Below are 11097 nucleotides of genomic sequence, written 5' to 3'. Positions count from 1 at the left end.
TTCAACTGAAATCACCCCAAATCAAGCACGATTTCGGATACAAACCCGGATACATTTGGTTCGATAATGACGTGTATCCATAAAATGGCTTTAAAGCCTTTGTTTGCAAGGATTATAGAGAATTGCTTGCCAAGTGATTATGTGTTCATTATTTGTACTATTACTTTCAATTAATACCGTTACTACTTTATTCTTTTTGTAAATATTTATTTACATTACGCTGGTTGTTTGATCATAAGATAATTATGCAGTATTCATCTCCACCCATTCATATTCTGATGAATTGATCGTTTTATGAGAATAAGATTCTTACGTTAGCGTTTCACTATTTTACAAAGTCAAATATTAATTTTTATCGAATGTTTTCGATGTTTTATTGAGACTAAAGACAAGATAAAAAAATAATCATTAAAGGTTAATTAATATTATTATATAAAAGAAAATTATTAGATAAATAACACCAATAACAGACTATCTGAGTAAACCATCAGTTACTAAAACAGTAAAAAAATAATCTTGCTCCTTATCAAATAACTCTAATTTGATAAGGAGCAACTAAATGCAAAATAAAAATTTTACTATTAATAAACAACTCAATGATCAACTCATTGCACACCTAAATAATCTACAAGATAGATACTCAAAAATTTTACCGATTCGAATCGACATTCATTATGCTAAAGATGATGAGTTCAATACTGATATTGAAACAACCAAAAAAGAAATAATGTACTTCCTTTATCAAGCTATGCAATTTGAACTTGATATTATAGGGTATGCTGTTGTTATGGAATTTAATCAGAATGAACATATCCATTTTCATTCTGTTTTTTATGTAAATGGTCAAAAAAGACAAAAATACTATCCTATTTACGTTGCACTGGAACGTGCATGGTATGAACTGACTAAAGGTTATTTGTATGATTGCCAGCGGAATAATTATCGTATTAATGGGCTAAGGATGATAAATCATCACGATGATGAAGCGTTTCATTCGGTTTGTTATATGCTTAGTTATTTAGCTAAAACAGAACAAAAATCATTTTTTAAAAAGTGTTATAGCGATTGTCTATTTTTAAGTGAAATCCCACCTCCAAGTCATCGAGGAAAACCTAGAACACTTGGTCTGAATAAATTTTTAATTTCTTCCCTTATTTAGTAACCCCAAAAAAACATTTCCTTCATTTTGGAAAATCACTATGAATCTTAAAAAAATACGTTTATACAAATCAGTCAACAAAACAGGATAATTGATATAGATCCAATTCATATAAAGGAATAAAAAATGGACAACTACTATGACCTAATACTAAATAAGCTAAGAGCTCATCATAGATCGTTACTTACAAGTTATGGGAAGTTATATCCAGTCAGAATGGATTTTGCCTATCATGACGATGCCTATCAAAGACAATATGGAATAGATGCGTATATGGATATGTTGAACTGTAACTCTCCCCTAAAATAGTACAGCAAAAAAGTAGAAAATTCTCTATGATAAAAGTAAAAGGGGATTTAATGATGAAAAAAATGACTGAACATCAAATCGTCGCTATTTTAAAAGAAGCTGAAGCAGGTATTCCTGTCAAGGAACTCTGCCGTAAATATGGCATGGGTAATTCAACTTTTTATAAATGGCGCAGAAGGTGTTATTTTAGGCTATACGGAAATTGGGTTATTAATCTCTCAATCCGATCGTAATATACCTTTTTTTTGATACAGCCTTAATTCACGCACGAGAGGCAGAATTACTTGCAATAAGTTATTCTTCGTTCGTATATTCTAGTATATCACCCGGTTGGCAATCTAGATGTTTGCAGATTGCTTCGAGTGTTGCTAGTCTAAATCCTTTTACTTTACCTTGCTTAAGTAATGATAAATTTTGTTCTGTAATACCAACTGCTACCGCTAGATCTTTTGATTTAACTTTACGCTTAGCAAGCATTACGTCTAAATTTATTATAATTGGCACATATGACTCCTTTTAAATAAATTGTTTATTTTCTTCAGCTAGTTGGCAGGCCTTTTTTAGTATTTGACCAATGAGCATAATACTAATCGCAGGGAATAATGTCATGATATCTTCGCTAGTAAATGAAAAAGAAATATAACGTTCTGAAGGATCTTTATTAAAAGTCAAAATTAACGTTAATACAGGTTCAGATAAAATACCTAATATTGACCAAATAACTAACATTTTTCCAAAAATATAACAATGGTTAGTCGATGTTTCTGAAAAATATTCAGATTGGCTGTAATTTAAAAGGAGTAATCTAAGTTGATAAAAAGCATAAGCTAAAATAAGTATAGATAAGGTATCTATCAATGTAGCCAATGTTGCTTGCCAGATGGATAAATTTTCAGGATCGACATTTTCAACTACACTTGAGACAAAAAAAGAGTATCCACCAGAATCAAGTCCAATATTGGCAATATTAAAAAAATAAAATAGTAAGGGTGATAGTGCTCCAATTAACGTACTTAAAATAGGAATAACCATTAACAATGCCATAAATTTACAATATAGATTTAATCGAGAATAAGTTTTAGTCATATCAGTGTTCATTTTTAAATCCTTTCGTTTTATAAAAAGTGAACACAATATAGCATAGAGAAATTCATTAAACAATAAAAAATTAAAATAAAACGATAATTTTTCATTCTATTATTTTTAATTATAAAAACTAAATATTAAATGAAATTACTTTATAATCATTTAATTTCACTAAAAAATAATTAGATATAAATTAACTAAAATCAATCTCATATATGAACAAGTTTATTTGGAGAAATACAACGATTTTACAATTTCAAAAGGAATCTTGTTCTGCAAGTGTTGCTTGTACAATTCTTAATGCATTGAAAGTTTCCTTTACATCGTGTACGCGAATAATTTTTGCTCCTTTCATCGCCGCAATTACTGCACATGTAACACTACCGAGTGTACGTTCTTGCGGTGGTACATTTAATACTTGTCCTATCATGGATTTTCGGGACATGCCTACTAATAAAGGAAGGTTTAAATGGTGAAAGCGTTCAAGTGTTGCTAATAGCCGGTAATTGTGCATTAGTGTTTTACCAAATCCAAAACCAGGGTCGAGTATGATTTTTTGACGGTCAATACCCTCATTTATGCAGCGTTGGATCTGTTTTGTAAAAAAATTATCAACTTCTTGATAGATATCTAGCTCATAGTATGGCGCATTTTGCATAGTTTTAGGGTCTCCTTGCATATGCATAATGCAAACAGGCAATCCTGTTTGTGCAGCTGCTTCAACCGCACCTGGTTCTGTTAAAGCTCTAATATCATTAATTAGATGGGCTCCTGCTTTGGCCGATTCGGTCATGACTTGTGGTTTTGATGTATCAACCGAAATCCAAACATCAAAATAACGGGCAATTTTTTCAACTAATGGAATAACACGGTTAAGCTCTTCATCGACAGACACTTCAGTTGCACCAGGGCGTGTTGATTCGCCGCCGATATCAATAAATGTTGCACCAGCTTGGATCATACGGTCAACTCGACGCATAGCATCATCAAGGTTGTTATAATTACCACCGTCAGAAAATGAATCTGGCGTCATATTAACGATGCCCATCACTTGTGGAAATGAAAGATCTATCACATGATTTTGAAAATGTATTTCCATGATTAAAAGCCCTATTTGATTAAAATTAGTGATGCAGTTGTTTAAATGATCTTCAAAATTATTAAGCATAATTAAAGTGAAATTTTCAATATAATCGTTGCTTTATTCCTGCAATTTATTGATAAGCTATTTTTAGTTTACCGATAAAAAACGCGCTGTAAGCGCGTTATATATTATTAAAGAAATTAACTTTTTGATTGTAGTGGTGTATCACTACCTCCATTTGCTGCTTTTTCATCGCTTTCCGTCCAACCATCAGGTGGTGTGACCGGTTGACGATTCATAAGTTCATCAATTTGTTGTTTATTGATTGTTTCATATTTTAACAGTGCATCTTTCATGGCGTGAAGAATATCAATATTTTCAGTTAGGATCGTTTTTGCACGTTGATAGTTACGTTGAATAATAGTGTCAACTTCTTCATCAATAATTTGAGCTGTACTATCTGAGATTTTTTTCAATGGCCCATAAGATGATTCTTCGTACTCAAATAATACAGGTGGTAAACGTTCTGAGAATCCCCATTGGGTTACCATTGCTCGAGCAACATTAGATGCATATTGAATATCACTCGATGCCCCCGACGTAATTTTATCTTCACCAAAGATTAATCCTTCAGCAATTCGGCCAGCATAAGCGGTAGAAATTTTTGATTCTAATTGAGTTCGACTTTGGCTAATTTGGTCACCTTCAGGTAAAAAGAATGCTACACCTAATGCGCGCCCACGAGGGATAATAGTTACTTTATGAAGTGGATCATGATCTGGCACAAGATAGCCAACAATCGCATGTCCAGCCTCGTGATAAGCAGTATTAGTTAATTGTTCTTTCGTCATAGATAATGAACGGCGTTGAGTTCCCATATTGATTTTGTCTTTGGCTTCCTCAAATTCTTCCATGGTAACTACTCGTTTGTTTCGACGTGCAGCAAATAAAGCTGCTTCGTTAACTAAATTAGCAAGTTCTGCACCAGAGTAATTTGGTGTGCCACGAGCTAATACCGATAAGTTGACATCAGAACCTAACGGAACTTTGCGTACATGAACGGCAAGAATTTGTTCACGACCTTTCATGTCTGGTAAACCAATTTGTACTTGGCGGTCAAAACGTCCAGGACGGAGTAACGCCGAATCTAAAATATCAACTCGGTTAGTTGCCGCGATGATAATAATGCCGCTATTAGCCTCAAACCCATCCATTTCAACCAACATTTGGTTTAATGTTTGTTCTCGTTCATCATGACCTCCCATTGAGCCAGCACCACGCTTGCGTCCGACGGCATCAATTTCGTCAATAAAGATAATACAAGGTGCGTGTTTACGTGCTTGTTCAAAGAGATCTCGCACTCGCGAAGCCCCCACTCCCACAAACATCTCAACAAAGTCAGAACCTGAAATGCTAAAAAAAGGTACATTGGCTTCACCTGCAATAGCTCTTGCTAGTAAAGTTTTACCTGTTCCAGGAGGTCCTACCATTAAAATCCCTTTTGGTATGCGCCCACCCAATTTTTGATACTTACCTGGATCACGCAAAAAGTCGACAACTTCGGTGACTTCTTGTTTTGCTTCTTCGCTTCCGGCAACATCGGTAAATTTTGTTTTGACTTGGTCTGGCGTTAGCATTTTTGCTTTACTTTTACCAACTGACATTGGTCCACCTTTACCACCACCTTGCATTTGGCGCATCATAAAGAGCCAAAAACCAATAAGTAAAATCATAGGAAACCAAGAAATAAGAATGCTGGTGATTAAGTTTGGCCTTTCATCAGGTTTACCATAAACAGGTACTTTATTGGCCAATAAATCATCTATTAATTTTCCATCAAGGTAAGGGATATATGTAGTGTAATTGCCTTTATTTTTAGTTGTGGCAACAATTTCTCGTCCGTTAATATGCACTTCTTGGAGATTACCAGCTGCGATATCGGAATTAAATTGGGTATAATTGACTTGAGGTCCACTATTAGATATTGCGCTGAATTGGCTAAATCCAACAATCAATGCTACAGCGATAATTCCCCAGATCAGTAAATTCTTTATCATGTCGTTCAAAAGAAAAACCTCTCATAAAAATTAACAGTTACGACTAAATTTAACAAAGTATGGTACTACAAAATTATACAACTGGCTACTTCATACCCATTGCAACAATATAAACTTCTCGAGATCGTGTTCGTGAGGCTTCAGGCTTACGAATTTTGACCGTTTTAAACATTGAACGGACTTGCTTTAGGTACTCTTCAAATCCTTCACCCTGAAACACTTTAACAATAAAATTACCATTAAGAGCAAGCACGTCTTTACACATGTCTAACGCTAGTTCAACTAAATACATTGCTCTTGGTATATCAACTGCGGGTTGCCCACTCATATTTGGTGCCATGTCTGACATGACTACTTGGACTTTTTCTTTGCCAACCCGTTCAAGTAACGCTTTTAAAACTGCTTCATCCCGAAAATCGCCTTGAAGAAAGTCAACGCCAACAATGGGATCCATGGGAAGTAAGTCACAGGCAATAATACGCCCTTTGTTGCCGATAAGCGACGCGACATATTGTGACCAACCGCCTGGGGCTGCACCTAAATCAACAACCGTTATTCCCGGCTTAAATAATTTGTCACTTTTTTGAATTTCTTCAAGTTTGAACCAAGCTCTAGATCGGAGCCCTTTTTTGTGTGCTTGTTGTACAAAGCGATCATTAAAATGCTCATTGAGCCAACGTGTTGAACTTGCTGAGCGTTTTTTATTACTCACAACTAATAAATTCCTTAATGTAAAAGGTCACTTCATTGATTACAAACATATATAAGGGTAGAATAGCAAAATTACAACTTAATGTGATAAAAATTTAATGAATTTATCGAATAAACAAAAACAGTATTTAAAAAGTGAAGCTCATCATTTAAAACCTATAGTGATGATTGGGGCTAATGGATTTACCGAGGGTGTACTTGCCGAGATTGACAATGCTTTAAATTTCCATGAGTTGATTAAAATTAAGGTTTCTGCTGAAGATCGTGAAACAAAAAGACTTATTTGTGATGCAATTGTACGCGAAACAAAAGCGTTAGCAGTGCAATTGGTTGGTTCTAATTTCACTATTTTTAGACCAAGCGAAGATAAGAAAATTTCCCTACCTAAATAAATGTAACAGGGCTTAGCCCTGTTACATTTATCATCTGCTTTTGTAAGTGGTTTATTTAATAATTAGATATATTCAATTTTAACAATATCAAATTCTACATCACCCCCTGGGGTTTTAATTTGTACTGTATCACCATCTTCTTTGCCAATTAACCCTCTGGCAATAGGTGAGTTGACTGAAATTAGATTTTGTCTGTAGTCAGCTTCATCATCACCGACTATGCGATATGTTGTCTCTTCGTCCGTTTCAATATTTATTACTGTTACTGTAGCGCCAAAAATAATACGACCAGTATTTTTTACTTTAGTAATATCAATAATTTGAGCTTGTGATAATTTACCTTCGATTTCTTGAATACGACCCTCACAAAAACCTTGCTGTTCTCTTGCTGCATGGTATTCAGCGTTTTCCTTTAAATCGCCATGAGCTCTTGCCTCTGCTATTGCTGCCGTTATTTGTGGTCTTTTAACATTTTTTAGCTCTTCTAATTCGGCTCGTAATAGTTCAGCTCCCTTTACTGTCATTGGGATTTGTTTCATCTAGGTATCTCCCGTTTTTACTTATTTTAGTAAATAAAAATAATTATCCCTTATCTTAATCAAAAGAAAGAGAAAGTTAATTGTTTTTTGTTTATTTAAAAACGTTAAAGTGAATATTTATATATTAACTGTAAAGTTAGTTTAATAACAAATCATTTATACTGAAAATGAGATGATATTTTTATAAAAATCGGTTATCGTAATATAACTATTTAGTAGTTCATTATAATAATTACATTTATTTATGCGGCAATTCCGATTTTATATAATCATTTCTCTGTCCATCGTTTGGTTTTTTTTATTGTTGTCTTATTTTATTTTACAAACTTCGTTTGGAGCAAAAATAGTTAGTTATCAGTTATCTAAATTAAGTTCATATACAATCTCAATCGGCAGTGTTCATCACTCTTTTTCAAATTTTTATGAATTGGTTTTTGATGATGTTGTTGTCAATGATAATAATCAAGAGATTGTTAATGTTCCTAAATTAGTTGTAGGGTTGGATAAAAGTAATTTATGGCAATTAAGCCATTTTAATTATGTTACTGTCATTAATGGTACTATTAATAATACTCAATTCAAGCATTATGCTTTTTCAACAAACACACTAAAATTTGTTAATTCAACCGTTAATATTTTGACTAATAATGGAAAAGACAAACTTTCTTTCTTCAAAATCAATGGAGGGATTCAACCTTTTTTTTCATCAGGGGTAGATAAATATCGATTTGATTTTTCCTCACAAGAAACTTTAGTGAATGAAATGCCAATAAAGTCCTTGCTCATTCAAGGGTTTTATCGAGATGGTATTACAACCATTACTAATTTAGGTGGAAATATTAATGAAGGATTTTTTGTTAGTAAATTAAAAATACAGGCTGACAATATTTTAGATATTGAACAATTAAAGTTGCATAATATACATTTTCAATCAACTGATGATATTTTTTCTAATAAATATTTTTATGCTCTGCCACAATTAACAATCAAACAATTATTAGTACAGGAAAGTAGTATTCAGTTACCCAATTTTTTAATGGAAAAAGGCAATATTGAAGCGACGAATCTTCGTTATGATGGGCAATGGTATTTTGAACAGGGGGCATTTATTTTTACTGCTGAGGAACTTGTTTTGCATGATGAGTTATTTTCGTCGGTATTAGCACAATTATCATTTCAAAACCAAGAAGCGACAATTCAAAAAGTATTAGCAAAATGGAATAAAGGTAGTATAAATTTTTCTGGTAAGTGGAAAGATAATACCTTACATCTAGATCAATTAATGTTAGCGGATATTGTCTATGAGATTCCTGAAAATTTGGGACAGACTCTGTTACCTAATATTTTTAGAAATATTAAGCTTGATAAGCTGAATATTTTTCAAAGTTTGATAATTAGAAAGCAGAGCGATTTTCCTTTTAGTTTATATAATTTTCAAGCTTCAGGTAAAGATATCACTTTAGCAAAAGCGCAAAAATTAGGACTATTTTCAGGAACTGTTTTTTTGAAATCTGAAAAAGCTTCGTTAAATCGAATAGATATTCGTTATCCAGATCTTGTTCTCAAATTTGATTCTGATAACCATCCTTCATTAACTTTTAGTTCTTTAACTAATGGAGGAATAATTGAGTCGAGAGCAAAAGTTGATTTATCGCAAAATGAACCGCTATCTTTGCAATTTGATGCTTATGGTGTAACAAGTTCGCTACTAGAAAATTGGAAATTGATAAAACAACCGCCAAATGCTATGAATTACTCAGCTAATTTACATGGTAAATTACAACCATTTAATTTCTCAGGTAAATTTTCGGCAAATGGGAATGAGTATATCATTAATCTTACGCATTGATTTTTTACAAAAGCATCCTTATATAACATCGTTAAGATGTTTAAGTTATTATGTTCATTTGAGCTTAAAAACTCAATAATAAGTAATACGAGGTAGTAATAGTGCTTGTAAGATTAGATAAATGGCTTTGGGCGGCAAGATTTTATAAGTCTCGATCGTTAGCACGAGAAATGGTTGATGGTGGCAAAGTGCATTATAATGGCCAACGTACCAAACCAAGTAAGCTTGTTGAAGTCGGTGCAATCTTAACGCTTCGCCAAGGTTCTGATCAAAAAACAGTTCGGGTTTTAGCCATTAGTGAACAACGAAAAACTGCCATTGAAGCCCAGCAACTTTATCAAGAAACTCCTGACAGTATTGCAAAACGAGAAAAAATAGCGCAAGCGCGTAAACTTAATGCATTGACAATGCCGCATCCAGATAGACGGCCTGATAAAAAGGAACGGCGTAATTTGATTAAATTTAAATATGATAGGCAAAAAGATGGCAATGATTAATATGGATACTTTGAACCGTTTTTTATTTGATAATCACCCTATTCGTGGTGAAATTACCCGACTGGAACAGACATATCAAGCGATTTTAGATAATCATACTTATCCAATAGCAGTGCAAAAATTGCTTGGTGAATTATTGGTTGTAACTAGTTTATTAACTGCAACACTAAAATTTGAAGGCGATATTGCTGTTCAGTTACAAGGCGATGGAGCATTATCTTTAGCAGTTGTTAATGGTAATGATCAACAGCAGCTACGCGGTGTTGCTCGGATTAGCGGTGAAATCGCTGATAATGCAACACTTAAAGAGATGGTGGGTAATGGCTATGTCGTTATTACTATTACACCTAAAAATGGCGAGCGTTATCAAGGTATTGTCGGGTTAGAAAAAGATACACTTATTGGTTGCATCGAAAACTATTTTATGCAATCAGAGCAGCTTCCTACTCGTTTATTTGTGAAAACAGGTGTACATAATAATAAGCCAATAGCAGCAGGTATTTTATTGCAAGTTTTACCTGCTAATGAAAATACAATTGAATCATTTGAACATCTTAACGCTTTAACTGAGACAATCACTAGTGATGAGTTATTTCAACTTTCCACTGATGAGATTTTATATCGTTTATATAATCAAGAAGAAGTGCGTCTTTTTGAAACGCATGATATTACTTTTAAGTGTAGATGTTCACGTCAACGTTGTGAAGATAGCTTAATGACTTTACCAGCTAATGAAATTGATGAAATCCTAAAGGAAAATGAGGGTAAGATTGATATTCATTGTGATTATTGTGGAAAGCATTATCTGTTTGATGCAATTGATATTGCTGAAATTAGAAGTACAAGTAACCTACATTATCATTGATCTTAATAGAAAAATACCACTAAGGTTATTAACACCTTAGTGGTAAAGTGAAATATAGGGAATTAAACCCGTATTCAGTTTAACAGAATAGAAAAAAGATACCAATCTATTTTATCGGTTTTATATAAAAATTTTGTAAAGTAAATTTACAAAACTATTTTACATTGAAATTAATAAAAAATTTTTTAGCCTTAACTTTTTGAAATTCATAAAAATTATTTTCATTTACTTCCTAGATTACACCATGAAGTGCAATTCTTCTTAACTCCTTAGAATAAAAATCGGCAGGGCTTTTAAACTTATGCCGTTTTCTTGGGCGTGTGTTCAATAGATATTGTATTTTCTTTATCTGTTTGTCGTCAACTAATGAAATGGCCGCTGACTTAGGTATAAACTGACGTATTAAGCCATTGGTGTTTTCATTTGTGCCTCTTTGCCAGCTTTTATAAGGCTCCGCAAAGTACACGGTGGTGTTTAAATAATACTCAATAGCATGATGATAATTAAATTCGGTTCCATTATCAAAGGTGATGCTTTTAACCATTTTTT

At 33.2% G+C, this 11097-nt stretch carries 12 protein-coding genes and 1 pseudogene; 6 read left to right on the top strand and 7 right to left on the bottom strand.

Going from position 1 to position 11097, the window contains the following annotated elements; genetic code table 11:
* The first annotated feature begins 559 nt into the window (after positions 1–559).
* Together A9G37_RS06475 and A9G37_RS13200 are read left to right on the top strand one after the other, a co-directional pair.
* Entirely contained in the window at positions 560–1159 is a 600-nt protein-coding gene (locus A9G37_RS06475) for an inovirus-type Gp2 protein (protein ID WP_065574977.1), read from the top strand.
* 359 nt (positions 1160–1518) lie between these two features.
* Positions 1519–1647, top strand: a pseudogene (locus A9G37_RS13200) (transposase); the annotation flags it as partial.
* Between the two features lie 115 nt (positions 1648–1762).
* On the opposite strand, the gene A9G37_RS06460 reads toward A9G37_RS13200, so the two are convergent.
* The 5 genes from A9G37_RS06460 to rlmE form a co-directional block, all read right to left on the bottom strand.
* Positions 1763–1972: a helix-turn-helix domain-containing protein gene (locus A9G37_RS06460; RefSeq protein ID WP_034910784.1), complete on the bottom strand. Its 210-nt coding sequence runs from the start codon at positions 1970–1972 to the stop codon at positions 1763–1765.
* Between the two features lie 12 nt (positions 1973–1984).
* Positions 1985–2566 carry a DUF2975 domain-containing protein gene (locus tag A9G37_RS06455; RefSeq protein ID WP_065574975.1) on the bottom strand — a complete coding sequence of 194 codons (582 nt, stop codon included), beginning with the start codon at positions 2564–2566 and terminating at the stop codon, positions 1985–1987.
* Positions 2567–2810: 244 nt separating this feature from the next.
* The gene (gene folP / locus A9G37_RS06450; protein ID WP_065574978.1) at positions 2811–3653 is read right to left on the bottom strand and encodes a dihydropteroate synthase; all 843 of its coding nucleotides are present in this window, start codon (positions 3651–3653) and stop codon (positions 2811–2813) included.
* 185 nt (positions 3654–3838) lie between these two features.
* On the bottom strand, positions 3839–5704 hold the full coding sequence (gene ftsH / locus A9G37_RS06445; protein ID WP_065574974.1) for an ATP-dependent zinc metalloprotease FtsH: 1866 nt from the start codon (positions 5702–5704) through the stop codon (positions 3839–3841).
* Between the two features lie 76 nt (positions 5705–5780).
* Positions 5781–6407, bottom strand: a complete 627-nt coding sequence (gene rlmE / locus A9G37_RS06440; RefSeq protein WP_065574973.1) for a 23S rRNA (uridine(2552)-2'-O)-methyltransferase RlmE — start codon at positions 6405–6407, stop codon at positions 5781–5783.
* A gap of 97 nt (positions 6408–6504) precedes the next feature.
* Here rlmE and yhbY point away from each other — a divergent pair, with 97 nt between their 5' ends.
* Positions 6505–6798 carry a ribosome assembly RNA-binding protein YhbY gene (yhbY, locus tag A9G37_RS06435; RefSeq protein ID WP_034910776.1) on the top strand — a complete coding sequence of 98 codons (294 nt, stop codon included), beginning with the start codon at positions 6505–6507 and terminating at the stop codon, positions 6796–6798.
* A 62-nt stretch (positions 6799–6860) separates the two neighbouring features.
* Here the strand turns inward: yhbY and greA are convergent, their stop codons facing one another.
* Complete coding sequence (gene greA, locus A9G37_RS06430) at positions 6861–7337, bottom strand: transcription elongation factor GreA (protein WP_065574972.1); 477 nt, start codon at positions 7335–7337, stop codon at positions 6861–6863.
* Positions 7338–7641: 304 nt separating this feature from the next.
* On the opposite strand from greA, the gene A9G37_RS06425 reads away from it, so the two are divergent.
* The 3 genes from A9G37_RS06425 (at position 7642) to hslO (ending at position 10548) form a co-directional block, all read left to right on the top strand.
* A complete protein-coding gene (locus A9G37_RS06425) occupies positions 7642–9186 on the top strand; it encodes a hypothetical protein (RefSeq protein WP_141671104.1) in 1545 nt (514 codons plus the stop codon).
* 101 nt (positions 9187–9287) lie between these two features.
* Positions 9288–9683 carry a ribosome-associated heat shock protein Hsp15 gene (gene hslR / locus A9G37_RS06420; RefSeq protein WP_218055903.1) on the top strand — a complete coding sequence of 132 codons (396 nt, stop codon included), beginning with the start codon at positions 9288–9290 and terminating at the stop codon, positions 9681–9683.
* A complete protein-coding gene (gene hslO / locus A9G37_RS06415; protein ID WP_065560124.1) occupies positions 9676–10548 on the top strand; it encodes an Hsp33 family molecular chaperone HslO in 873 nt (290 codons plus the stop codon). Before hslR ends, hslO begins: the two co-directional genes overlap by 8 nt.
* Before the next feature lie 232 nt (positions 10549–10780).
* On the opposite strand, the gene A9G37_RS06410 is transcribed toward hslO, so the two are convergent.
* On the bottom strand, positions 10781–11097 hold a 317-nt coding region (locus tag A9G37_RS06410), incomplete at its 5' end, for an IS30 family transposase (RefSeq protein ID WP_141671098.1).

Origin of the sequence: Gilliamella sp. GillExp13, from assembly GCF_001690815.1 — a bacterium.
Classification (GTDB): domain Bacteria; phylum Pseudomonadota; class Gammaproteobacteria; order Enterobacterales; family Orbaceae; genus Gilliamella; species Gilliamella bombi.
Note: the sequence above shows the minus strand (reverse complement) of the source record. Positions and strands in the feature narration are given on the sequence as shown.

Excerpts from the sequence above, each read along its gene's own strand:
- A9G37_RS06475 (WP_065574977.1), top strand. The coding sequence starts at position 560 with ATGCAAAATAAAAATTTTACTATTAATAAACAACTCAATGATCAACTC.
- yhbY (WP_034910776.1), top strand. The coding sequence starts at position 6,505 with ATGAATTTATCGAATAAACAAAAACAGTATTTAAAAAGTGAAGCTCAT.
- A9G37_RS06455 (WP_065574975.1), bottom strand. The coding sequence starts at position 2,566 with ATGAACACTGATATGACTAAAACTTATTCTCGATTAAATCTATATTGT.
- folP (WP_065574978.1), bottom strand. The coding sequence starts at position 3,653 with ATGGAAATACATTTTCAAAATCATGTGATAGATCTTTCATTTCCACAA.
- greA (WP_065574972.1), bottom strand. The coding sequence starts at position 7,337 with ATGAAACAAATCCCAATGACAGTAAAGGGAGCTGAACTATTACGAGCC.
- hslO (WP_065560124.1), top strand. The coding sequence starts at position 9,676 with ATGATTAATATGGATACTTTGAACCGTTTTTTATTTGATAATCACCCT.